At 46.7% G+C, this 25,111-nt stretch carries 24 protein-coding genes; 15 read left to right on the top strand and 9 right to left on the bottom strand.

The genetic code is table 11. From position 1 onward, the window contains the following. Positions 1-22: 22 nt before the first annotated feature. The 6 genes from Q7U10_03285 to Q7U10_03310 all read left to right on the top strand — a co-directional run bounded on the left by Q7U10_03285 (position 23) and on the right by Q7U10_03310 (position 8,024). Positions 23-3,535, top strand: a complete 3,513-nt coding sequence (locus tag Q7U10_03285; protein ID MDO8281640.1) for a response regulator — start codon at positions 23-25, stop codon at positions 3,533-3,535. Next, complete coding sequence (locus Q7U10_03290) at positions 3,532-4,425, top strand: diguanylate cyclase (GenBank protein ID MDO8281641.1); 894 nt, start codon at positions 3,532-3,534, stop codon at positions 4,423-4,425. Before Q7U10_03285 ends, Q7U10_03290 begins: the two co-directional genes overlap by 4 nt. Beyond that, entirely contained in the window at positions 4,404-5,819 is a 1,416-nt protein-coding gene (locus tag Q7U10_03295) for a mannose-1-phosphate guanylyltransferase/mannose-6-phosphate isomerase (protein MDO8281642.1), read from the top strand. Before Q7U10_03290 ends, Q7U10_03295 begins: the two co-directional genes overlap by 22 nt. A 24-nt stretch (positions 5,820-5,843) precedes the next feature. Beyond that, positions 5,844-6,284: a 30S ribosomal protein S11 gene (gene rpsK / locus Q7U10_03300; GenBank protein MDO8281643.1), complete on the top strand. Its 441-nt coding sequence runs from the start codon at positions 5,844-5,846 to the stop codon at positions 6,282-6,284. A 79-nt stretch (positions 6,285-6,363) separates the two neighbouring features. Beyond that, positions 6,364-6,933 carry a hypothetical protein gene (locus tag Q7U10_03305; protein ID MDO8281644.1) on the top strand — a complete coding sequence of 190 codons (570 nt, stop codon included), beginning with the start codon at positions 6,364-6,366 and terminating at the stop codon, positions 6,931-6,933. A gap of 263 nt (positions 6,934-7,196) precedes the next feature. Next, entirely contained in the window at positions 7,197-8,024 is an 828-nt protein-coding gene (locus tag Q7U10_03310; GenBank protein MDO8281645.1) for a Bro-N domain-containing protein, read from the top strand. A gap of 10 nt (positions 8,025-8,034) precedes the next feature. Here Q7U10_03310 and tyrS read toward each other — a convergent pair whose 3' ends face one another. The 9 genes from tyrS to rpmH all read right to left on the bottom strand — a co-directional run bounded on the left by tyrS (position 8,035) and on the right by rpmH (position 16,700). Continuing rightward, the gene (gene tyrS, locus Q7U10_03315; GenBank protein ID MDO8281646.1) at positions 8,035-9,246 is read right to left on the bottom strand and encodes a tyrosine--tRNA ligase; all 1,212 of its coding nucleotides are present in this window, start codon (positions 9,244-9,246) and stop codon (positions 8,035-8,037) included. Positions 9,247-9,297: 51 nt separating this feature from the next. Beyond that, entirely contained in the window at positions 9,298-11,184 is a 1,887-nt protein-coding gene (locus tag Q7U10_03320; protein MDO8281647.1) for an ASKHA domain-containing protein, read from the bottom strand. Next, positions 11,185-12,153, bottom strand: coding sequence for a porphobilinogen synthase (gene hemB / locus Q7U10_03325; protein ID MDO8281648.1), 969 nt, complete (start codon positions 12,151-12,153; stop codon positions 11,185-11,187). A gap of 187 nt (positions 12,154-12,340) precedes the next feature. Further along, positions 12,341-13,036, bottom strand: coding sequence for an ankyrin repeat domain-containing protein (locus tag Q7U10_03330; protein MDO8281649.1), 696 nt, complete (start codon positions 13,034-13,036; stop codon positions 12,341-12,343). Positions 13,037-13,124: 88 nt separating this feature from the next. Continuing rightward, positions 13,125-14,498 (bottom strand): tRNA uridine-5-carboxymethylaminomethyl(34) synthesis GTPase MnmE, encoded by a 1,374-nt coding sequence (gene mnmE, locus Q7U10_03335; protein ID MDO8281650.1) that lies wholly within the window; start codon positions 14,496-14,498, stop codon positions 13,125-13,127. A 31-nt stretch (positions 14,499-14,529) separates the two neighbouring features. After that, positions 14,530-14,724 carry a hypothetical protein gene (locus tag Q7U10_03340; GenBank protein ID MDO8281651.1) on the bottom strand — a complete coding sequence of 65 codons (195 nt, stop codon included), beginning with the start codon at positions 14,722-14,724 and terminating at the stop codon, positions 14,530-14,532. Positions 14,725-14,755: 31 nt separating this feature from the next. Then, positions 14,756-16,294 carry a membrane protein insertase YidC gene (yidC, locus tag Q7U10_03345; protein MDO8281652.1) on the bottom strand — a complete coding sequence of 513 codons (1,539 nt, stop codon included), beginning with the start codon at positions 16,292-16,294 and terminating at the stop codon, positions 14,756-14,758. A gap of 51 nt (positions 16,295-16,345) precedes the next feature. Next, complete coding sequence (gene yidD, locus Q7U10_03350; protein MDO8281653.1) at positions 16,346-16,555, bottom strand: membrane protein insertion efficiency factor YidD; 210 nt, start codon at positions 16,553-16,555, stop codon at positions 16,346-16,348. 1 nt (position 16,556) lies between these two features. Continuing rightward, positions 16,557-16,700, bottom strand: coding sequence for a 50S ribosomal protein L34 (gene rpmH, locus Q7U10_03355; GenBank protein MDO8281654.1), 144 nt, complete (start codon positions 16,698-16,700; stop codon positions 16,557-16,559). Positions 16,701-16,819: 119 nt separating this feature from the next. Here rpmH and Q7U10_03360 point away from each other — a divergent pair, with 119 nt between their 5' ends. The 9 genes from Q7U10_03360 to Q7U10_03400 all read left to right on the top strand — a co-directional run bounded on the left by Q7U10_03360 (position 16,820) and on the right by Q7U10_03400 (position 25,098). After that, positions 16,820-17,269 carry a hypothetical protein gene (locus tag Q7U10_03360; GenBank protein MDO8281655.1) on the top strand — a complete coding sequence of 150 codons (450 nt, stop codon included), beginning with the start codon at positions 16,820-16,822 and terminating at the stop codon, positions 17,267-17,269. Positions 17,270-17,286: 17 nt separating this feature from the next. Next, positions 17,287-17,982, top strand: a complete 696-nt coding sequence (locus tag Q7U10_03365) for a response regulator transcription factor (protein MDO8281656.1) — start codon at positions 17,287-17,289, stop codon at positions 17,980-17,982. Next, positions 17,979-19,382 carry an ATP-binding protein gene (locus Q7U10_03370; protein MDO8281657.1) on the top strand — a complete coding sequence of 468 codons (1,404 nt, stop codon included), beginning with the start codon at positions 17,979-17,981 and terminating at the stop codon, positions 19,380-19,382. The genes Q7U10_03365 and Q7U10_03370 overlap by 4 nt, the downstream gene beginning before the upstream one ends. Positions 19,383-19,500: 118 nt before the next feature. After that, positions 19,501-20,511 (top strand): phosphate ABC transporter substrate-binding protein PstS, encoded by a 1,011-nt coding sequence (gene pstS, locus Q7U10_03375; protein ID MDO8281658.1) that lies wholly within the window; start codon positions 19,501-19,503, stop codon positions 20,509-20,511. Positions 20,512-20,587: 76 nt separating this feature from the next. Beyond that, entirely contained in the window at positions 20,588-21,526 is a 939-nt protein-coding gene (gene pstC, locus Q7U10_03380) for a phosphate ABC transporter permease subunit PstC (GenBank protein MDO8281659.1), read from the top strand. Beyond that, positions 21,523-22,368, top strand: coding sequence for a phosphate ABC transporter permease PstA (gene pstA, locus Q7U10_03385; protein MDO8281660.1), 846 nt, complete (start codon positions 21,523-21,525; stop codon positions 22,366-22,368). The genes pstC and pstA overlap by 4 nt, the downstream gene beginning before the upstream one ends. Further along, positions 22,365-23,129 carry a phosphate ABC transporter ATP-binding protein PstB gene (gene pstB, locus Q7U10_03390; protein MDO8281661.1) on the top strand — a complete coding sequence of 255 codons (765 nt, stop codon included), beginning with the start codon at positions 22,365-22,367 and terminating at the stop codon, positions 23,127-23,129. The genes pstA and pstB overlap by 4 nt, the downstream gene beginning before the upstream one ends. Beyond that, positions 23,129-23,791 (top strand): phosphate signaling complex protein PhoU, encoded by a 663-nt coding sequence (gene phoU, locus Q7U10_03395; GenBank protein ID MDO8281662.1) that lies wholly within the window; start codon positions 23,129-23,131, stop codon positions 23,789-23,791. Before pstB ends, phoU begins: the two co-directional genes overlap by 1 nt. Beyond that, a complete protein-coding gene (locus Q7U10_03400) occupies positions 23,788-25,098 on the top strand; it encodes a tetratricopeptide repeat protein (protein ID MDO8281663.1) in 1,311 nt (436 codons plus the stop codon). The genes phoU and Q7U10_03400 overlap by 4 nt, the downstream gene beginning before the upstream one ends. The last annotated feature ends 13 nt before the right edge of the window (positions 25,099-25,111 follow it).

The raw sequence follows: 25,111 nt of genomic DNA on the forward strand, positions 1-25,111 counted from the left end.
ATATATTGTAAAGACACGTGAAATGAGACTTCTTAAATCAAAAATAAAAGAACTGCATCTGCGCACTCCTCTGAGCATTAAGATGGCCATAGTGACCATCCTGGCAGGGTTCAGCGCCTCACTCTTTTTTGAGAGGATCCAGGGCGAACAGATCAGCAGGCACTCAATAATTCAGCTTGCGGTCATTATCCTGGCGGTGACGCTTGTAGTGCTCTGGATAACAGTGCGTATACAGAGATTAACAAAGCGTGTTTCCGACTTCTCCAGAAATACACTGGGGATAAAGACGCAGCAGGTGCTCAAAGGCGACCAGCTTTATATACTTGAGACGAGATTTCAGGATCTTACAGATGAGATAATAGGCGCGCGCGAAGCATTGAGGATCGAGGCGGAGAAGAAGCTGCTGCTTGAGAAGAGGCAGGTGGAGATGGCTGAGAAAGAGAATCATCTTAAGCTGCTTCAGTCCGTAACAAATGCCGTCGGCGTCGGCGTAATTAACATGACTTCCTCAGGGATGAAGGCTGCCAACAGCCAGATGGAGGCATTTGCCGAGATGTGCGGGGATATCTCAGCCTTTAAGATAGATGGGGAGGAGATCATTGAGCGCATCCTGCTGGATAAGGACGGCAATGAGCATATCTTCAGCATAAGCGGGCCTGATATCTTCACTGAAGAGAAGGTCCTGCTGGTAAGGGATATAACCGAACTTAAGCTGGCTGCCAAAAAACTTGAGAAGGACCGCCATATGCAGGGTGTCATAAGCACGGTGCTCAGGATATCTCTTACGCCTGTTTCGCTTGAAGACCAGCTTGAGCAGACGCTCGGCGTGCTCTTTTCGCTTCCATGGCTTGATGAAAGCTCAAACGGATGCATATATCTCGCGGATGAAGACGCGGAGATGCTTTTTATGAAAGCAAAGTACAGACTTCCGCAAAAGATCTCACATACCTGTTCGGTTGTTCCTTTTAACGAATGTTATTGCGGCAAGGCAGCTTCAACAAGGCAGATAATTTTTAATGAATGGGCTGACAGGTGCAGTTTTGATGCTGCTGATAATACCCGTAAGCAGAGCCAGTACTGCATTCCTATACTCTTTGGCAATAAGATCAACGGCGTAATGAACCTGTATCTTGGCGAGGGGTACCAGAGGAACCGCAGGGACGAGGACTTTTTCCTTGCCATTGCCAATACATTGGCCGGAATAATTGAGCACAAGAGTGCAGAGGCTGAGCTCGAGAAGGCGAGGGAGGCCGCAGAGGCGGCTTCTATGGCCAAGAGCGAGTTCCTTGCCAATATGAGCCATGAGATACGCACTCCTATGAACGCCATCATCGGCATGACAGAGCTTACGATTGATACGAACCTCACTCCTGAACAGAATGAGTATCTTAAGATAGTCCAGTCAAACTCTGAAGCGCTTCTCTCCCTCATCAATGATATTCTCGATATCTCCAAGATAGAGGCGGGCAACATGGAGCTGGAGCACATTCCATTTGACCTTAAGGAGGTTGTAGAGGGTGTCGCAGAGGGGCTTAATGTAAGGGCCAAGGATAAAGAGGTGGAGCTGATATGTTATGTTGACCCCGGCATCACATCATCCACTGTTCTTGGAGACCCAACCAGGCTTCGTCAGGTACTTATAAACCTTATGGGTAACGCGCTTAAATTCACTGAAAAGGGAGAGGTCGTGCTCAAGGTTGAACTCTCGCCGTCTTATACTGACCAGATAAAAAAAGTCGTCGGGCTTCACTTCATGGTCACGGACACAGGGGTCGGGATATCAGAAGCTGATATAGCGAAGATCTTTGATAAGTTCACGCAGGCTGACTCATCAACCACCAGAAAGTACGGAGGAACCGGACTCGGCCTGAGCATATCAAAGCTTCTCATAGAGATGATGGGCGGGAAGATATGGGCAGAGAGCACGATCGGCAAAGGCAGCGCTTTCCATATTGTTTTATCACTTCCTTATGAAGAAGAGCCCGGAGAGTTGAGAAAGATAGAGTATGCCTATCCTGATTTCAAAGAGATAACAGCGCTTGTTGTCGATGACAGCAGCACCAACAGGTTTATCCTGCAGAAGATACTCGGCGCGTGGGGATTTAACGTTGACGAGGCGGTCAGCGGGAAAGATGCGTTATCCATTCTGCAGTCAGGCCAAAAAAATTATAATCTTCTTATTCTTGACTATCAAATGCCTGAGATGGACGGAATCGAGGTTGTTGAGGCGCTGCGGAGCGACAAAAAGTTCAAGGACCTTAAGATCTTGATCCTCTCCTCCTGGGGCAGGATAAACCCCGGCTTGATGAAGAAGCTCAAGATCTGCGAAGCGCTGGTAAAGCCTGTTAAGCAGTCAAGCCTCTTTAATACGCTGCTAAAGGTACTGCGTATTAATGTACATGACCAGGCTGTGGTTCCAAAGAGAGAGATAGAGATCATTGACGAGAAGGGGCATATCAAGATACTGCTTGCCGATGACAATCCTGACGGCCAGAAACTTGCAAGAAAATTCCTTGAGAGCGCAGGCTTTGTAGTGGATACGGCAGATAACGGAAGGGATGTTGTTGAGGCGTTTAGAAAATATCATTTTGACCTGATACTGATGGATATCCAGATGCCGCAGATGGACGGATTTGAAGCAACCCGGCATATAAGGATGCTTGAAAAGGGCGGGAGGAGGACTCCTGTAATAGCCCTAACAGCCCATGCGATGAAGGGCTATCGTGAAAAATGCATGGAGAATGATATGGATGACTATATCACCAAGCCGCTGAACAGGAAGATCCTGCTGGATACCGTTGATAAATGGCTCGATATGTATCCTGTTATCCTGGTTGTGGATGATATAAAGGACAACAGGAGCCTCATTGAGAACTATCTCAAGGGTGAAAACTGCAGGCTGATATCTGCTTCGAACGGAAAAGAGGCGGTTGACATATTTAAGAAACAGAGGGTGTCGCTGATACTCATGGATATGGAGATGCCTGAGATGGACGGTTATGCGGCAACAAGCAATATCAGGGGGCTTGAAGGCGGCGCGAACCTGCCTATCGTTGCCATGACCGCGCACGATGGGACAGGCGAGGTTAGAAAGTGTCTCCAGGCCGGCTGCACTTCCCACCTGGCAAAACCTATCAGAAAGGCTGCTCTTCTGCAGGCGATACAGGAATATCTCAGAGGGAAAAAGCCCGCTCTGCCTGAGGCTTCAGCCGCAGACGGGACATATGGCGATAATGTTGTCTATATCGATCCTGACCTTCAGGACCTGATACCGGATTTCCTTGACAGCATGAAGAAAGAGGTTGAGAAGATAGGCGCCATGCTCAGCAAGAATGATCTCAATGAGATACAGAGGATAGGCCACAGCCTTAAGGGAACAGGCGGCAGCTATGGCTTCAATGAGATAACAGATATCGGGAAAGAGATGGAAGAGGCTGCAAAAAACAGTGATAAAGAGGCTATAATTAAACTCAACAGCCGTCTTGATAATTATCTTTCAACCGTCAAGATACATATGAGAGATGAACAGCCATGAATGATAATAAAAATTTAGTCCTTATCATAGACGATGACCTGCCGCTCACAAGGCTCATAGACCTTAAATTGAAGAAGGCAGGTTTTGCGACGCTTACCGCAATGGACAGCAGCAGCGCCATGGAGGCTTTGTCCAAAAACCATGTGGATCTTATTATCTGTGATATTCAGATGCCCGGAACGAGCGGTTTTGAATTCCGCGAGAATATACTCAATAAGTCCGAGACCAGGGATATCCCTTTCATCTTTCTTACGGCAAGCTCCGAGTCTGTGGACCAGGTCAAGGGATTCCGCCTGAGGGTGGATGATTATATTACCAAGCCGTTCGACCCGTCCATCCTTGTCGCCCGCGTACGGTCTGTGATCGAGCGGCATGCGACATTCACAGAGAGGTCCAGTATTGACCAGCTTACAGGGCTTCTGAACCGTCAGGCGCTTGAGCAAAGGGTGGAGAAAGAGCTTTCACGCATCGGCCGCTACGGCGGCGGCATATCGATCGTCTTTATTGATATAGATAATTTCAAAGGAGTAAATGACCAGCATGGCCATTCCATCGGCGACATTGTGCTTATACAGCTTGGCCAGCTCTTTCAGCAGAAGCTGAGGACCATTGATTTCGCAGGGCGCTACGGTGGCGAGGAGTTCGTGCTCTGCCTTATAAACTCAGACAAGGAAGGCGCCATGGAGTTGACCAAAAGGCTTCTTTCATCATTTCGAGAGACCCCTGTAAGCGACGCAAAACTTCTCTGCACCTTCAGCGCGGGCATAGCCTCTGCGCCTGAGGACGGCGCCAGTTTTTCAGTCCTCTGCAATAAGGCTGATGAAGCGATGTATATCTCAAAAAAGGAAGGGAAGAACAGGGTCACTTCATGGAAAGAGGGGGAGAAATAAATATCCATCCGATCCTTCTGGCAGGCGGAACAGGCACAAGGCTATGGCCTGTTTCAAGGGAGTTATTCCCTAAGCAGCTTGTGAACCTTGTCGGAGATGAATCGCTTATACAGAACACGATCAAGAGGCTCTCACCTACAGTCGACCTTGAGAGGCTGAAGATAGTCTGCGGCAAAGAACATTTATTTGAGATCGCAAGGCATCTTGAGGCGCTTGGAATATCCTCAGAAGGAAAGATAATCACCGAACCATGCGGAAGAAACACCGCGCCCGCGATATTACTGGCAATCCTTAATATCTTAAAGACCGAAGAGGATGCGGTCCTGCTGGTATTCCCTTCAGACCATGTGATAAAGGATCTTCAGGGTTTTCATGAAAGGCTTGAGGCTGCGGTAAGGCTTGCAGAAAAAGACTACGTCGTTACCTTCGGAATAAAACCTGACAGGCCTGAGACCGGCTACGGCTACATAGAAGGCGTGGGAGCTGTAGAGGAAGGAGCGCTCAGGGTCAAGAGGTTTGTTGAGAAGCCGGATCTTGAGACTGCAAAGGATTATCTCAGCAAGGGGAACTTCTTCTGGAACAGCGGCATGTTCGCATTTAAGGCATCTGTAATGCTTATGGAGTTTGCAGATGCAGAGCCGGAACTTTTAGAGAGCATGCGCGCGATATTGTCAGGCAAGGGGCCTGTCTCTATGGACAGCTATGCGGCGCTGCCCAATATCTCCATTGATTACGCTATCATGGAGAAGACCAAAAGAGGTGTCGTGCTCCCGTCAGACTTCGGGTGGAGCGATATCGGGACATGGGAGACTCTTTATAATTTTCTTCCGAAAGACTCCGATGATAATGTTGTGGAAGGGGATGTCATATTAAAAGATACAAGACACAGTTTTGTCAGGGGCGGCAACAGGCTGGTTGTTGTGACAGGGCTTGAGAATGTAGTTGTTATTGATACTCCTGATACCGTCTTTGTCTCAGACCTTGAGAAGAGCAAGGATGTAAAAAATATAGTCGCTGAATTGAAGGAGAAAGGCCGCGAGGAGTACAAGTCACATAGCACTGTCTATCGTCCTTGGGGGACATACACTATCCTTGAAGAGATGGAACATACAAAGATAAAACGTATCGTTGTTTATCCCGGTGCAAAGCTCTCTCTGCAGATGCATCATCACAGAAACGAACACTGGGTCGTTGTAAGAGGTATCGCAAAGATAATCAACGGCGACCACGCAATTATCCTCAAAGAGAACCAGTCAACCTACGTCCCTAAAGAGAACCGCCACCGCCTTGAGAACCCGGGCAAAGAGCCCCTTCATATAATCGAGGTTCAGATGGGCGATTATCTTGGAGAGGATGATATCGTGAGATTTGATGATGATTTCGGCAGAGAGTAGTTTTTAGTCGTTCACGGGAGGGTAATGTTTAAGAAGGATGAAGTGGTTTCAGGCAACGTTGCTGTGCAGCTGATGCCTGACAATATCATAGTAACTTTCTTAGACATGAAAGGTAAGGTTGTTACATGGTCATCTACACTTGCTCAGGGGTTTAAGGGCGAGTGGAGAACAACACCTCAGGCTGCGAAAAAAGCTGCAGCTGCTGCTGCGAAAAAAGCGACATATGCCGGGATGTTTGAAGTTAATATTTATATAAAGAATGATTACGGCGATGAAAAGGATATGGTTATTAAGGCTGTTATTGAAGGTATCTTATCCGCCGGGATCAAGATCCAGATGGTATATGATAAACACGGTGTCAGGATCAGGCACGATAGGGAGAAGAAGCCGGTCAAGGGGGATGTCTTTGTGCTGGAGAAGTACATTGAGAGGTTAAAAGAGTGGTGGAGGATGCTGTGGTGGTGATTATTGCTTTATGTTTATCAGCTTTTTATAATAGCAACAGAATTTATAACATTGAGATGGAATCGATAAAGGGGCTGTCATGAAAATTGGAAAGATCCTTGGTGAAGAGTTAAGCAGTTCTGTTAAGGAAATTCGGCAGGATACACATAATTACGCTGAATTAGTATTCTTCAGTAAAGACATTTCCAACTGGCATCAGATCTTATCTGGCAAATTTGGACATCCGGTGATTTTGGAAGACAGGATGGAACCTGAAGGCCCTGTAGATAACGCGTTACAGGAAAAGACGCCTATCAAAGTTCTTTCAGACTACATTGGAGGGGTGCGCGAAGGCCAGTCCATCTACTACGGAACGCATGATGCCTCTAAGGTATTGATCATGATGTGGCCCTGGAAAGATAAAAACCATGTCACACTGAAGAAGCTCTCTTATAATGAAGATATATTAAATGCAGATGAGCGCAGGATATATCAGAGAAGGGCGCTCAGGGAGCGGAGAAGGATGGGAAGCTCCCTCAAACCTAAATGTCCTAACAGAAGATACCGCACGAGGAGAGTCTATCAGGAAAGAAGGTTCATGCCGCTTTTATTGATCCAGGAGCTGAATAAGATGTCTGTTGTTGATAATAATGCCGCAGGAAATGCTTAGATCTTTCTGAATTAAACCGTAACACTTTTTGTGACCGATCCAGCTTTTCATTCCTCTGATGTTGCCCTGCTATTTTCTCCCCAACTTGAAATCACAATTTGTGATTTCAGCTTCTCATTGATATTCCCAAGACACTCATAACTGACTATTTTATTTCAAGATAATGAATTAATCCGGATGATGTTAGACACAAATAAATGTCTTGGCAAAAATCATTTTTAGGAATAGAATAAGGCATTATTCTTTTGGTCATAAGGAGGCAGATGGAAACTAACATAGCAGTTTTTAGAGGGAAGGGGATCAGGAAGACTATTCATAAGAATGAATGGTGGTTTTCTGTCATAGATGTATGCGGAGCGCTTACGGAAAGCCCCGATGCAGGCGCATACTGGAGGAAGTTGAAACAAAGACTTAAAAAAGAAGGGAGCGAGGTCGTGACATTTTGTCACGGACTGAAATTACCAGCTGCTGATGGAAAAAATTACGAAACTGACTGCGCAAATACAGAAGGTATATTCCGCTTTATCCAATCCATCCCATCCCCTAAGGCTGAGCCTTTTAAACGCTGGCTGGCTAAAGTGGGCTATGAACGCGTGCAGGAAATTGAAAATCCTGAACTCGGAACAAAGCGGACAAGGGAATTGTATAAGGCAAAGGGTTATTCTGATGAATGGATAGAAAAGCGTATGCGCGGCATTGCTATCAGGGAAGAGCTTACGGACGAATGGAAGAAGAGAGAAGTGAAAGAGAAGAGGGAATATGAGATACTTACCGCCGAGATCGCAAAGGCTGCATTCGGCGTAACCCCGGGTCAGCATAAGAAATTAAAAGGGTTGAAACGCGAGAACCTGAGAGACCATATGAATGACCTTGAGTTGATCTTCTCGATGCTTGGCGAAGCTGCCACGACAGAGATAACCAGAGTTGATGATGCAAAAGGTTTTCATGAGAGCAAACATTCAGCGCGCAAGGGCGGCGAGGTTGCAGGCATGGCGAGAAAAGACCTTGAGAAGAAGACTGGCAAGAGGGTTGTGTCAAAAGAGAATTATCTTGAGACTCCTGAAAAGGTTAAGAGGCTGAAAGGTAGATAAAGGGATGACATTACTTCTTAGCCACTATCTTCAAAAACCGTCTCTTCCCTACTTTTAACAAATACTCACCTGCAGGAAGTTTCTTATCAGGGTCATCGCACTTCTCATCATCAACCTTCACACCGCCCTGCTGCATGAGCCTTATGGCCTCTCCGGTGCTTTTGACTGAGCCTGAATCTTTTAGAACTTTGGGAAGCCAGAAGTCATTATCATCTTCAAGTGTGTAGACAGGAACATCATCGGGTATGCCATGATCTTTAAAGATGCTGTCAAACTCTTCCTTTGCCTTGAGCGCTTCGTCTTTGCTGTGATACCTCTCAGTTATCTCAAGGGCAAGTTCTTCTTTTGCCTTCTTCGGGTGGACGGAACCGTCTTTCAAGCCCTCTTTTAATTTGGCCAGTTCATCAACAGATATATGGCTCAAGAGTTCATAGTACTTGATCATGAGTTCATCGCTGATGGAGAGGATCTTTCCGTATATATCTTTTGCAGGTTCTGAGATGCCGATGTAGTTTCCGAGGCTCTTTGACATCTTCTTTATGCCGTCTGTCCCCTCAAGAAGCGGCATGATGACAAGCACCTGCGGCTCCTGCCCGTCCTTCTCCTGAAGCTCTCTGCCCATCAGGAGGTTAAACCTCTGGTCTGTGCCTCCAAGCTCGACATCAGACTGAAGCACAACTGAATCATATCCCTGAAGGAGCGGGTACATGAACTCATGGATGCCGATGGAGTTATTGTTTGCGAACCTCTTTTTAAAGTCATCCCGCTCAAGCATGCGGGCAACGGTCTGTTTTGCCTGAAGCTTTATGATCTCCATGGTGGATAACTTGTCGAGCCATTCACTGTTGAAGCGTATCTCGGTCTTGTTTGGGTCAAGCACCTTAAAGACTTGGGTCTTGTATGTCTCCGCATTCTTCAAGACCTCTTCCTTTGTAAGCGGCTTTCTTATCTCGTTTCTCCCTGTGGGGTCGCCTATCATTCCTGTCAGGTCGCCGATGATGAGGGTGAGTTGATGCCCGATGTCCTGGAGCTGCCGCATCTTCTGAAGGAGCACAGTATGTCCGAGATGGATATCTGGAGCGGTAGGATCAAAACCGACCTTCAGCTTTAAAGGCTTCTTCTCTTTATAAGAGCGCTCGAGCTTTTTGAGAAGCTCCTTTTCAAGCAGGATCTCAAATGTTCCCCTCTTGAATATCTTCAGCTGTTCTTCCGGTTTTAGCATTGTCATAGTTAGAAAAGAATACAGGATTTATGTATGAAGATTCAATATCGGCTACTTCTTCATCAGCGCCTTAACGCTCGGGAAGGCATCCATATTCGTGTGCGGGATGAACAATCCCGAGACGTACTCATCCATGAAAGAGCGTGAGACAGAGAGCTCGAGATAGGTCATCCTCTCTGCTATCTTCTCGCCTTCTTCCCGCAGTTTTCTGGAGAGAGAGCAGAGGTATGCGCCTGTGACAGAGGTGTTGCCTAAGAATTTAAACTTCTCTCTCGGCATGTCAGGAAGCATCCCGAGTATGATCGCTTTTTCAATATCAAGGAACTTTCCAAAGCCGCCTGCTATGTATACCTTTTGAATGTCATCGAATGTAAAACCCACTTCGCTTAGGAGTATCGATATGCCTGCGTAGATGGCTGCTTTCGCCCTGAGTATATTCTCTATGTCAGGTTCGGTAAGCACGATATCCCTGTCCTTTCCGTAATGGATCACGAACTCAAGTCCGTCCTCGCCCATTCTCACTCTCTTTGAAACATCTTTCTGCAGTTTGCCCCTCTGGTCAATGATGCCTGTGAAGAACATCTCTGATATAGCATCGATCATTCCCGAGCCGCAGATGCCGAGAGCCTGAGATTCACCTATCACCTTTATCTCAGGCTCAAAAGTGCTGCGGTTTATCTTAACATCCTCTATCGCGCCCTCTGTCGCGCGCATGCCGTGCTTCATCCCGCTTCCTTCAAAGCACGGGCCTGCTGAACATGCGGCAGCCACAAGCAGTTCAGAGTTGCCGAGGACTATCTCGCCGTTGGTGCCGATATCCATAAATAGAGAGAGCTCCTCTCTTTTATGCAGTCCTGACGCGAGAACGCCTGAGACGATGTCTCCGCCGACATAGCTTGAGACTGACGGGAAGGTATATACAGGCGTATTCGGGTTTAGATTTATTCCGAGCTCGCCTGTGAAAGAGATCGGGAAGGTATTTGCAGTCGGGATATAAGGCTCCTCTCGTATGGATGAAGGGTCAAGGCTGAAGAAGAGCTGTGTCATAGTGGGGTTGCCCGCGATAACAAGCTGGTCTATCGTATCCGGGTCTGTAGCATGCGCCTTCATCAGCAACGCCAGCATGATGTTGATGTCATTTATAACAGCTTCATTGATATTGGCGAGCTCGCCGTGCTCTGTCGCATGAACTATCCTTGTTATGACATCATCCCCGAATCTTATCTGCGAATTATATGTTGATGCGATATCAACTACCTTGCCGTCTGTCAGGTCGATGAGATAGAGAGCAAGCGTTGTTGTTCCGATATCAACGGCAACACCGTAGCGCAGCGCCTCTTTGTCTCCCGGGAAGATATTAATGACCTCATGGCAGTCCTCTGTATGTATCGAGGAGATCGTCACTTTCCACTTCTCTTTTCTCAATGTTGCGGAAAGGTTCTTCAATAATCTGAAAGGCACTTTAAGACAGGAAAGTCCGTATGAATCCAGCCCTCTCTTTAACCGCGCAAGGTCGCTGATATTGTCATCAAGTGACGCAGGAGGAAGCTGAAGCACAACTCTCTCGGTAAGCGGGTCCAGCTCTGCGCCTGAAGCTGCGAAAAGGGCCTGCAGGTCTTTGGACTTTTCTGTTGCTATCTTTCCTTCGATCGTGAGGACAGACTCTTTGGGTATGTCTATGCTCAGGTCGCTTTGCGGAAAGGTCTTGCACGCGAGCACATAGCCCCTGCTGATCTCTTCGTGTGAAAGTTTTGTCTTTGCCTTTGAATCCGCAGAGCCTGACCTTACGATAACCTTGCACTTGCCGCATGTGCCTTTGCCCGCGCATGAAGACGTAAGGAATACGCCCTCGCGGTTGAGACTTTCCAGAAGCGATGAATCAGCGGATGCAGGGATGACCTTGCCTGATGCCAGGGTTATCTTCAGGTCTTTACCCATCTATCTGAGAAGCTTGGCAGCTTCCATCGCGTGATAGGTGATTATGATGTCAGCGCCTGCCCTTTTTATGGAGGTAAGTATCTCCATCATGACCTTGTTCTCATCTATCCAGCCGAGCTTGGCAGCAGCCTTGACCATCGAGTATTCGCCGCTGACATTGTATGCGGCAACAGGCAGGTCAAAGGTATTTTTAATATCCGATATGATATCAAGATATGACAGCGCAGGCTTGACCATTACGATGTCAGCGCCTTCTTCTATATCAAGGGCAACCTCTCTGAGCGCCTCGATCCTGTTAGGAGGGTCCATCTGATAGCTCTTCCTGTCGCCGAACTGCGGCACTGATTCTGCTGCATCCCTGAACGGGCCGTAAAAAGCAGATGCGTATTTCGCTGCATAGCTCATTATCGGTGTATCATCAAAACCATGCTCATCAAGCGCGTCTCTTATATAACCTATCCTGCCGTCCATCATGTCTGAGGGGGCGATGATATCCGCGCCTGCCTCTGCGTGCGAGAGAGCCTCTTTCGCAAGCACCTCAAGCGTCGGGTCATTCAGGACCTTCTCTCCCTTTATAATGCCGCAGTGGCCGTGGTCGGTATATTCGCACAGGCAGACATCTGTTATAACAAGGAGTCCGGGCACCTTGTTCTTTATCGCCTTTACAGCAGTCTGAACCACGCCGTTCTTTTTATATGCCTCTGACGCATGGGCGTCTTTATGTTCAGGAATGCCAAAGAGCAGAACAGCAGGTATGCCGAGCTTGTACGCTGCCTGCGCCTCCTTCACGATGAGGTCCACAGACATCTGGAAGCATCCGGGCATTGCGTTTATCTTCTTCTTTACGTTTTTGCCAAAGGTCACGAACAATGGATATACGAGGTCATCCGTACTGAGGTGTGTTTCACGAACCAGCCTTCTTATGCTTTCATTCGCCCTGAGCCTTCTCGGCCTGTTTAGTAAAGACATATCCGCTCCTTTTATATATGAAATAGATTAAAAAACCGCTTGTCTCAATTGATAAAGTATACCAGATTTAATAGGTTTGAATCGTTTAAAATCTACTTCCCGATACAGAAACTGCTGAATAAACATCTTGATGTCAGGTCTGTCTCAAATTTGCAAGAAACAATACCTGACTCCAATGTTTCTTCAACTAATTTTGTTCTTCGATGCCATAATCAAGGCCCTGCGACCTTAAAGAAAGCAGCCTGACGACACCAATATTGCCGTTCTTCGATGCTATCATCAGGGCTGTTGCGCCGTCGGTGGTCATCTTTGCATTTAGATCAGCGCCCTTATCCAAAAGCAGTTTGACGACCTCCATATTGCCGTTATGCGATGCCATCATCAGGGCCGTTACGCCCTCGGTGGTCATCTTAACATTCACATCAGCGCCCTTATCCAAAAGCAGTTTGACGACATCAGTATGGCCGCTCAGCGATGCCGCAATCAGGGCTGTTGTGCCGTTGCTGGTTGCCTTAAGATTCACATCAGCGCCCTTAACTAAAAGCAGTTTGACGACATCAGTATGGCCGTTCTGCGATGCCACAATCAGGGCCGTTGCGCCGAGGTTGGTCTTTGCATTTACGTCAGCGCCCTTATCCAAAAGCAGTTTGACGACATCAACATGGCCGTTTTGCGATGCCACAATCAGGACCGTTGCGCCGTTGGTATGCTTTGCATTTACATCAGTACCGTCAGTCAGCGCAGTCTGCACATTTGAAAGGTTGCCTGCATATGCGGCTCGAATCAATTTGGCATTAGGTGTAGTCGTACAACTGATCAATAATAATGAACAACTGCACACGATCATGCAAAATTTAAATAGATTCTGATTAAATTTACCCATGCTCCCCCTTTAAAAAGATATTATTGATATTTCAATATCGAATCCTAACATTTTGTGGTAAGATCTTGCTTCTTGAACATTCAAAACCTTATTTCCCGATACAGAAGCTGCTGAATATCCTGTCAAGGATATCCTCTGTCGTTGTTATGCCGAGGATCTCGCCTATTGCGTCAAGCGCATCCCTGAGTTCGATAGATAGGAATTCAGGAGATAGCCCTTTCTTCAGCCCTGCATTAAATGACCTTATCGAGCCGGATGCCTTTTGCAGCGCCTTGATATGCCGGATGTTGGTTACAAGGGCGTCGCCGGAGATTGAGCCTCCCTGTAATGCCTTCTCAATGATACGCTCTTTTAATTCGGAAAGCCCCGTGCCTTTTATAGCGGAGATCATTACTGCGGGGTCATCTTTCGGCAGCATATCTAATTTTATTTTCAGAGGACGGTCTGTCTTGTTTATAACAATTATCACATCTTTTGAAGCTGTATCTTTTATCAGCCGTTTGTCTGTTTCATGAAGCGGTTCGGTCCCGTCAAGGAGAAGGATGATGAGGCCTGCGTCCTTCATCGCCTTGAGGCTTCTCTTGACACCCTCTTTTTCCGCGAGGTCGTGCGACTCTCTTATCCCTGCTGTATCAAGCACCTTTACAGGCAGCCCTTTGATGTTCAGGTATTCTTCAATAACATCCCTTGTTGTGCCCGGGATATCTGTGACAATGACACGGTCTTTTTCAAGCAGGGCGTTCAGCAGAGATGACTTGCCGACATTCGGTCTGCCGATGATCGCCGTCTTCAGCCCTTCTCTCAGGATAATACCGTGCCTTGATGAATCAATAAGCGCTTTGAGTCTGTCACCTATCTTTATTGCCTTCTTTTTGAGTTCATCTTTTGAAGCGGGTTCAATATCATCTTCAGGGAAATCTATATACGCCTCAACATTTGCCGTGAGGTCGAGCATCTCCTCTCTTATCTCTCCGATAGTTTGGGAGAGTTTGCCCTCAAGCTGATGGAGAGATGCCTTATGGCTCTTTTCAGTAAGCGAGTTGATAGTATCGAGCACAGCCTCTGCCTGAGCAAGGTCTATCCTGCCATTGAGGAACGCCCTTCGGGTGAACTCTCCGGGGTCGGCAAGCCTTGCGCCTGCGTTGAGGAGAAGTTCAAGGATCCTCTGAACAGATACCGGCCCGCCGTGGCAGTTTATCTCCACGACATTTTCCTTTGTATAAGTGTCAGGAGCCTTCATCACAGAGACAAGTACTTCATCAACAGTCTCTTTAGTTGAAGGGGCAACAATATGGCCGTAGATGATCCTGTGCGACTTTATATTGGCGAGTTTTTTCTTCCGAGCAGAGACAAATATCTTGTCAGCTATCTTAAGCGCATCCGGCCCGCTGAGCCTGACTATGCCTATGCCGCCGTGTCCTATCGGAGTTGATATAGCCGCTATTGTATCTTCTTGATGCATGCTGATAGTTTACAGAAAGAGATGGGAGTTGTCAGGTCTTTTGAGGTGAAACAGGAGAAATGAATAAGCTTACTGTCAGAAATATAATAATGATTGCTAATAAAACCAGGACTATCCATGAAAAGACATACGCTTTTCTCGCTTCATCGCCGGTGAATTCTCTCCTGCTTTTCTTAAGAAAGAGCCATCCATAGAATTCTGAAAGAAAGTCTAATAGATCGTACATGTTAATTATGGAAGTCGGACTTCCTTAATTTCTATTCAGGTTGTTTGTTTACAAAATACTGCTGGCCGATGGCGAGGAGGTTGTTCACAAACCAGTATATGACCAGCCCTGACGGGAAGTTAAGGAACATGACGGTAAAGACAACCGGCAGGAACATCATTATCTTTGCCTGCATCGGGTCTGCGGTGGTCGGGGTCATCTTCTGCTGTACGACCATGCTTGCTCCCATGACTATCGGAAGAACATAGTAAGGGTCTTTTGCAGAGAGGTCTGTGATCCAAAGAGCAAAATGCGCGCCTCTCAGTTCTATCGTCTGAAGCAGTACATTGTAGAGCGCGATAAAGACAGGTATCTGAAGCAGCATCGGCAGACAGCCGCCAAGAGGATTGACCTTGTGTTTTTTGTACAGAAGCATCATCTCTTTCTGCTGTCTTTGAGGGTCTTTTTTGAACTGCTCTTTTATCTCGGCCATCATCGGCTGTATCTTCTGCATCTTCTTCATAGACTGCTGGCTCTTCTGAAGAAGCGGAATAAAAGGTATCCTGATGATGATCGTCATGATAATGATCGTCCATCCGTAATTGCCGACATACTTTTGTAAGTACTTGAGCGCCCAGAAGAGCGGCTGCGCAACAATAGAGAACCAGCCGAAATCTATAATATGCTCAAGCCCCATATTAAGTTTCTGGAGCCTGTCATGCTCTTTCGGCCCTGCATAAAGCACAAGGTTCTGTTTTCCTGAGGCGAGCTTAAATCCTATCTCGGATTTGTCAGCCTCTTTCCAGAAATTTGCGCCGATTATAGGGGTTTGAGGCATGATAGCGGCAGTGAAGTATTTATCTTCCTGTGCAATCCATCTAATAGGCCCTGTCAGATATTTGTTTGAGTCTTTATCTGTGAACTTTTCGAGTTTTGCATCAATAAGCAGTGTGGAGCCTGCATGTGTCCGCATCCCGCTCTCCATGTCAAAAATTCCAAATCCGGAACCGACAGGCACCATGTAGTCAGGTGTGTTAGCGGTCTCTATAGATATATCAACCCTGTAGTCATCATTATGAAATATAAGGCGTTTTGTTATGGATACGCCCTGATTTTCATAACTGAAGGTTATCTCACCCTCTTTTATGCCGCTTTCGGAAAGCACGAGCCTGTCACCGGTTGAGCTGTAGATCAAGCCTTGTGGAAGGTCGCGGTTTGAATTTTCAAAAAGGATACTAAGGGGTGATATAATACCAGGCGTTTTTAAAAGCACAACCGGCATGCCTTTATCATCATGATACTTCTTAAGCCCCCAGTACTTAATGATAGCGCCTTTTGTTGAAAAAACAGCTTTGTAAAGGTCTGTTTCAACAGTAACATCACTTCCCGTAGCATTGGCCGCAACGGCGATATCACCTAGAAGCGGAACCGGAGAAGGCATCTCTGCCTTATTATCATCGATCTTTGTCTCTGTCTGAGTCTGTACCTGCTCAATAGGCACGATTACAGTAGGCTTGGGCGGGAATAGCGCATACCAGGCTAACAAAAAAAATGCGGATAGAACAACAGCTATCAGGGTGCGTTTTTCCATTATATTATTATTTCCGGTCTTCTGATGTGGAGTAATTTATCTGACTTCTCATTATCTTACAGGGTCAAATCCACCCGGATGAAAAGGATGGCACTTCAGGATACGCTTAAGAAAAAGCCACAGACCTTTCAGAACGCCGTGGTTTTCTACCGCTTCTATGCAATAAGCTGAACAGCTGGGATAAAACCTGCACGAACCGGGAAGAAACGGCGAGATGTATCTCTGGTAACCTTTAATGGTAAGGACTGTGATCCTTTTCACACTATATAGATACAGATAGTCTCTTGCGGCCTTTGGCACGTCTGCTTTTGATAATGTTCCGGCCCGACCTGGTGCTCATTCTCTCCAGAAAGCCGTGCTTTCTTCTGCGTTTCTTTACAGAAGGATGATATGTTGTATATGTCATGATTTACTCCCCTTACTTATTTTTACTATATCTTATTGAATCTAATCTTTGGAATTAGTATTCTACAATTACACCGTAAAAAAATCAAATACATATTAATAACAAGGATTATTGTTAAGGTGAGAGATAATTTCAGCAAATATGAACCGGCAGTTGATAAAAGGCTGCTAGTACTCCTTTCAGGGCTGGTGTGGGGTGTGGTAGGAGTAATGCTCTGTCATCTTGCCATCGGATGGCTGTCTCAGACAACAGGTGATGTTGCCGGCTATTTCGCTGTGTCTGGAGCTATCCTCTCTCTTTTGATCCACCACTTCGGCTTTCTTAAGCTTGCTGATAAGAATATTGAACGCATCTCGGCATATGATAAGGACAAGGTATGTATCTTTGCCTTTCAGGAGTGGAAGAGCTACCTGATCATCGCTATAATGGTCTGTATGGGAATAATCCTGAGAGGTTCGCCGCTGCCAAAGGCATATCTATCTATTATATATATAGGGTTTGGAGGGGCGATGATGCTGTCGAGCGTCAGATACTTCCATGTATTTTTTAAACTGCTTTTTAAGAAATAGTATTTCCATTCAAAACCATGAAAGAGAAGATCCTTGTTGTTGAAGATGAAAAAGACATTCAGGAGCTCATCGCGTATTATTTAAAGAAAGAGGGCTTTGACGTTACAGCCTCTTCTGACGGAGAGGACGCTTTAAGTCTTATCAGGCAGAACAAATACGATCTTGTAATCCTTGATCTGATGCTTCCGAAGATCCACGGAATGGAACTATGCCGAATACTGAAAGCCGAGGAGAAGACATCGTCACTCCCGATAATTATGCTTACGGCAAAGAGCGATGATTTTGACAAGGTGCTCGGCCTTGAATCAGGTGCTGATGACTACATCACAAAACCCTTTAATCCGAAGGAATTCATCGCGCGTGTAAAAGCGGTGCTGAGAAGAGCCGGAGGAGCGCCGTTAAAAGAGAGGCTGATAATCGCTGGCGGCCTTGAGATCGATACCGAGACCTATCATGTCTCCAAAAAAGGCAAAGAGATAATCCTCAGCGCCACGGAGTTCAGGCTTCTTCGGTATCTTATGCAGAGAAAGGGGAAGGTCCTGAGCAGGGACATGCTTCTTGACGGTGCATGGGAAGATACGGCATTTGTTGAACCGAGGACGGTTGATGTTCACATAAGAAGGCTCAGGGAACAGATAGAGGATGAGCCTTCAGCGCCCCGCTATATAAAGACGAAAAGGGGCATCGGATACTATTTTGAGACAGACCTATGAAGAGATATTTTTTTAGAAGAATATTCATTATTTATCTTGCCGCTTTTTTGCTCTCCCTTATATCCATTGATCTGTATGTGGCTGATGTTCTCCGCTCTGCGCAGCCAGGCCTTATCAAAGACGTGAATGCTGCGGTCAACGATCTGCGGTTTAAGATCGACCTTGCCGTGATCTTCACATTTATGATCTTCTGGCTGGTCATTGTATGGCAGACTGAAAAGATAAGAAAATTTGTCGGCCAGATCTCAGAATACGCAGGTGCGATTGAGCACGGCCTCTTCAGGAAAAAACTTTATATTAAAGATGCCGGGGAATTTACTGAGATAGCCGAGAGCCTTAATAAGATGGCATCAGATCTCAAATCAAGCATTGACAAGAACAAAGAGGAGACGAACCGCCTTAAAGTAATTCTCAGAAATATCCCTGACGCGCTCATGCTGATTAATCCTGAAGGGAATATCGAACTTGCAAACAATGCGGCAGAGGAGCTTTTCAGAGGCAGGGAACTCAGGAACAGGCCCTTCATAGAGGCAGTAAGGAGCCCGGCCTTCTCTGATCTTTTTGATAAAGTTAAGAAGAGCCTTTTGCCAGGTGAAGCAGAGATAACTCTGGGGCACGCTGCGGAGCGGTACTTCTCAGTACGCACTTCCCCGGTTTTTTTCCAGGAAGGAAAACTTGCCGGGATCTTGGCGATATTCCATGACACTACCGAACTGAAGAAAGTAGATCAGGTGAGGAAGGATTTTGTAGCTAATGTCTCCCATGAAATAAAGACACCTGTGACAGCGATAAGCGGTTTTGCGGATGCTCTCATTGACGGCGCTCTTGAGGAGAAGGAGACCGCCTTGCGTTTTGTTAATACGATAAAATCAAACAGCGACAGACTGAACAGGCTTGTGGATGACCTGCTCATGCTTTCGAAAATAGAACTCGGAGTGATGAAGATAGATAAGAGAGATATTGATATCTCCAGAATAATTGGCAATGTCATTGAGACGGTTAAGGGCAGTACAGATGAGAAAGGGCTCTCTATAAATATGATGGTCCATACAGAAAAGATAACGATATCCGCAGATGCCGACCGAGTAGAGCAGATACTTCTTAACCTTGCTGAAAACGCGGTAAAGTTCACAGAGAGCGGTAGCATTGAAATAGGCGCTGCAGCGGATGACGGGAAAGGCTTTCTCTTTGTTAAGGACACGGGCATAGGCATCCCGCATAAATATATCCAGAGGATCGGAGAGCGTTTCTTCAGGGTTGACCCGTCGAGGTCAAGAGAGATGGGCGGCACAGGCCTCGGCCTGTCAATCGTCAAACACCTTGTAAAGGCCCACGGCTGGGAGATGAAGATAGAGAGCGAAGCCGGCAAGGGCACGGCCGTGAAGATTTATTATTCGTAAATTGCCTCCCCCTTCTCCGAAACTTAACACACCATTAATATCCTTGTAATATCCCTGTAACAATGATAGATGTAACATAGAGTACAAAAAGTTAATAAAAAGGGGAAAAGGAGATAATATGAAAACAATTCTGAAGCTAACAGTAATCACAGCATTGCTTTTGTCATTTACTTATGTGAATGCAGCGGAAACACTCAACGGTGCAGGTGCCACATTCCCGTATCCCGTATATTCGGCTTGGGCGTATGATTACAGTAAGATCGCTGGGGTTCAGCTTAACTATCAGTCAATCGGTTCAGGAGGCGGGGTAAAACAGATCTCTGCGCGGACCGTTGATTTCGGGGCATCGGATGCTCCGCTTGAAACAGCAGCGCTTCTGAAGGATAAGCTGCTTCAGTTTCCCGCGGTTATTGGAGGGGTTGTCCCTGTTGTGAATATTGAAAACATTAAGACAGGGCAGCTCAAGCTCGATTCTGATACTCTGTGCAAGATCTTTCTTGGCGATATTAAGTACTGGGATGATGCACAGATAGTGAAGATGAACAATGGCATTAAACTTTCCCACAGCGATATAACCGTAGTTTACAGATCCGACGGCTCAGGCACAACTGCTATATTCACTGATTACCTCAACGCAACCTGCCCTGCCTGGAAGGAGAAGGTCGGCTCCGGCAAGGCTGTACAATTTCCTGTCGGGATCGGCGGAAAGGGAAATGAAGGTGTAGCCAACTACGTACAGAGGACAGCTAATTCAATAGGGTATGTAGAGTTCGCTTATGCAAAACAGAACAAGCTGAATCATACTCAGCTCAAAAATGCAGCGGGGAACTTTATAGAGCCGAGCTTCGAGAGTTTTGAGGATGCTGCTGCGACAGGGGATTTTGACCCTAAAAAAGATTTTTATCTATGGCTTACAAATGCGCCGGGCAAGGATTCATGGCCGATAGCGGGAGCAACCTTTATCCTCCTTGCAAAAGAGAAGGCTGATACAAACAAGAAAGTTGTTAAATTCTTTGACTGGGCTTTTAAGAACGGCGATAATAAGGCTAAAGAGCTCGTGTACGTTCCACTGCCGGCATTGTTAAAAGATAAGGTCAGGGCTTACTGGAAGGAAAAGGGAATTTATTAAAAATAACGCCCCCCAACCCCCTCTTAAATTACCAAAAGTAGGTGCTTTAGGCAAGAGGGGGAGCAGGACAACTATTATGCCGTTACAATATAAAAAAAATCCCGCTGATGTCGTCTTCTTAACAACTACCGCCATAGCCGCATTTTCAGTCATCATCTTTATCATCGGGATCTTTTACATACTTGTCTATGAATCTTCCCCTGCGATAGGGAGGTTCGGATTAAAATTCCTTACATCAACAGAATGGAATCCGGTAAAAGAGTCTTTCGGCGCATTAACGAATATTTACGGCACGATACTTACGACCGTTCTCTCCCTGCTGATAGCGATACCTGTTGCCATCGGCATCGCGATATTTGTAACTGAGATATCGCCCAATTTCCTTAAAGCACCCATCGGCGCGGCTATCGAGCTTCTGGCGGCGATACCGAGCATCATCTACGGCATGTGGGGGCTCTTCACGCTCTCGCCTATAATGAGCAAATATGTTGAGCCCTTTCTAAAAGAGATCACTGCCGGGATACCGTTCGTCAATATCCTTTTCAAGGGCACGCCGATGGGGATAGATATTTTGACCGCGAGCGTTATCCTGAGCATCATGATTATCCCGTTCACAGCCAGCATCGCAAGGGACTCTTTCAACCTCACTCCTTCCATAGTAAAGGAATCAGCTTACGCCATCGGCGCGACAAGGTGGGAGGTAGTTAAGAATATAGTCATCCCTTTTTCAAAGCTCGGCGTATTCGGCGGAATAGTCCTTTCATTAGGAAGAGCGATAGGCGAGACCATGGCTGTTGCATTTGTCCTCGGCAATAACCACAGGATCACCACATCGCTGCTTGACGCGGCTGCAACAATAACGGTCACGCTTGCAAATGAGTTTGCAGAGGCGGACAATGACATTTATCTGTCATCGCTCTTTTACCTTGCGCTCGTGCTATTTGTCATGAGCTTTATTACGCTTGCCATAGCCAAGATCTTTCTCATTAAGGCGGAGAGGAAATATTCACGATGACAAATGCGCAGAAGAGAAAGGTTGAAGGCATTATCGCAATGACGCTGAGCACACTTGCAGCGGCTATCGGCCTCTTCTGGCTTGTCTTTATTTTAGGCGACGTGCTCGTGCATGGGATGAAGGCGTTGAACCTGAGTTTATTCACTAATGATCCCGTTCCGGCAGGTGTTGAAGGAGGAGGCCTGAGGAACGCCTTTGTCGGACAGCTGATGATAACCGCGTGCGCAACATTGATCGGCGTGCCTGTCGGCGTGCTTGGCGGGACATTTCTTGCCGAGTATGCGCGCGGCAGAAAGATAGCAAGGATAATAAGCGTACTGTCGGATATCATGGTAAGCGTTCCTTCAATTGTTATAGGAACATTTATATATGCCGTGCTTGTGAGGCCGCTTGGCCATTTCAGCGGATGGGCCGGTGCGATCGCGCTATCGATCATCATGATCCCTGTTGTCATGAGGACTACTGAAAATATGCTGACCCTGGTTCCATGGACCCTGAGAGAGGCGGCATTTGCGCTCGGGGCGCCGTATTACAAGGTCATTATCCAGGTTGTTTACAGGGGGGCTGCGACTGGTATTTTTACGGGAATACTGCTTTCAATTGCGCGCGTTGCCGGAGAGACAGCGCCGCTTCTCTTCACATCTTTTAATAACTCCTTCTATTCGCTGAACATGAACGGGCCTGTTGCGTCGCTTACAGTTACAATATTTCAATATGCCATGGGGCCTTATGATTCGTGGCATGCGCAGGCATGGGCTGCTTCTTTTGTCATAACTTTATTTATACTTATGCTTACTGTGATCGGCAGGCTCATTATAAAATGGAGGTACGGAGGGCGTTGAACGAGACGATTGAGATCGAAGTTAAGAACCTGGATTTTTACTATCCTGGCAATGTGCATGCACTGAAGAATGTCAGCCTGCCTGTTTATAAGAACAGCATCACCGCGCTGATCGGCCCGTCGGGCTGCGGCAAGACAACTCTGCTGAGGTGTTTTAACAGGATGCATGACCTTTATCCCGGGAACAGGTACAGCGGTGATATACTAATGAACGGGAAGAACATACTCGCAGGCGATACCGACCTGATCGACCTCAGGAGCCGCACGGGTATGGTCTTTCAGAAGCCGACACCCTTTCCCATGAGCATCTTTGAAAATATAGCCTACGGACTGAAGCTCAAGGGCATAAAGAAGCGGGATGAGCTTGCAGAGCGGGTTGAGAAGGCGCTTGTCAATGCGGCGCTTTGGGAAGAGGTAAAGGACAAGCTTAATGAAAGCGCATATGCACTTTCGGGGGGGCAGCAGCAGAGGCTTGTTATCGCGCGCGCGCTTGCTGTTGAGCCGAAGGTCATTCTCTTTGATGAGCCGACATCAGCGCTTGACCCGATATCAACATCAAAGATAGAGGACCTTGTTGTTGAACTGAAGAAGGAAGTCACTATAATAATAGTTACGCACAACATGCAGCAGGCAGCGCGGGTCTCTGACCGGACCGGGTTTATGATGATGGGGGATTTGATAGAATTCGACAGGACTGATAGGATATTTACAAATCCGTCGGAAAAACTGACAGGGGATTATATTACAGGGAGGTTCGGATAATGACGGTTAAGAGCAATGAGATCGGGCATCTTAACGAGATGCTTTTGAACATGGCCTCCCTTGTTGAGGCGGCTATCAAGAATTCAGTAACATCGCTTGTTGACAGGGATTCAGCCCTTGCCGTTCAGGTCATTGAAAGGGACAGGGAGATAAACACTTACGACGTAAAGATAGACGAGGAGTGTATAAGGCTGCTTGCGTTGAAACAGCCGATGGGCAAAGACCTCCGCTTTATAACAACCGCCATGAAGATAACAACTGACATGGAAAGGATAGCTGATAACGCGGTCAATATCGCCGAAAGAGCGGTTGAACTTAACAGGGAACCCATACTAAAGCCCTACATAGATATCCCGCGCATGTCAAGGATAGCGCAGGGCATGGTCATTGATGCGATCAACGCCTTTGTGAGCGAGAATACATCTCTTGCAAAAGACGTCATTATGCGTGATGACGATGTGGATGATCTTAACAGCGCGGTATGCGAAGAGCTTATGGAGATGATGATCCGCGACCCTTCCACAATAACACGGGTGGTCAAGGTTACATATGTATCAAAATATCTTGAGAGGCTCGCCGACCATGCGACAAACATCGCCGAGGATGTCATATACATGGTTGAAGGCAAGATAATCCGGCATATGGAGCCGGGCAAGTTGTGATCCTCAGACGTATTGTTTTTATTCTGCTGCTCCTGCTTCTTCCTTCTCTCTCTTTTGCCGATAGCAAAAAGGTCTTCAGCGAGAACAGCAGGTCAATCGTACTGGTCAAGGCATACAGCGATAAAGGCGAGGACCTCACCGAAGGCACAGGGTTTTTTGCAAGCTCTGACGGTGCGATAGTTACGAATTACCATGTGATAGGTATTGCTGATAAGATCAGGATCTGGACCGGCAGCCGGGAGCTTCAAGTTGAAGGCGTAATTTATGCTGACAAGGAGAATGACCTCGTAATTCTCAAGGCGAAGGGCAGTAACTTCCCCGCAGTCAGATTTGCAGATGCCGGAAAAATAAATATCAAAGAGCAGGTCTATCTTATAAGCAGCTCAACCGAGTCCGGGAACACGATCCATGAAGGTGTTTTTGAGGGATCCAAAACAACGCCTTCCGGCACAAAGGCCATTCATATTACCGCGCCTGCTTCGCACGGAGAGAGCGGGAGCCCTGTATTCACCAAAGATGGATCGGTCATCGGCATCGTAACCTTTCTCATTAAAAGAGCAGAGCATATCATCCTTGCGATGCCCGCGTCTCTCATAACAGAAAAAATATCAAACAGGAATATCGCTTCTCTCGATAAGACGATCAAAAATTATCAGAAGACCGCTGACTACTGGTTTTATCTCGGCTACTTCCTTATTCAGGTGAAGGCGGACAAAGAGGCTGCGCAGGTCTTAAGAGAGGCGATACGCCTGAAGCCCGGTTTTGCCGAGGCGCATTATTATCTCGGCATAGCCTGTGAAAAGTTAGACAGAAATAAAGAGGCGATAAAAGCGTACAAAGAGGCTGTCAGATTATCGCCTGATTTTACTGATGCGCATTTCAGCCTCGGTGCTGCGTATGGAAACAAGGGCATGTACAAAGAATCGCTGGACGCGCTCAAGCAGGCGGTAAGGCTGGATAATGATTTCCCCGATGCCTACTACTACATGGGCATCGCATACGCTAATCTTGGGATGTTCAAGGAAGGGATTGAGGCCAACAAACAGGCTGTTAAGCTGAAGCCTGATTTTGCGGATGCATATTACAACCTCGGCATAGCCAATCAAAAAACAGGAAATTATAAAGATGCAATATCGTCATTACAGCAGGCTGTGAAGCTTAAACCGGATTTTGCCGATGCACATTATTATCTCGGGATATTATATTTGACTTCAAACAACAAGACCGCAGCGATTGAAAGTCATAACATTCTAAAAGGGCTGAACAAGGAATTGGCAGGGAAGTTATTTAAGTTGATATACGGATAGGCTCTGCGCTTTC

The organism is Thermodesulfovibrionia bacterium, from assembly GCA_030646035.1.
Classification (GTDB): domain Bacteria; phylum Nitrospirota; class Thermodesulfovibrionia; order UBA6902; family UBA6902; genus JACQZG01.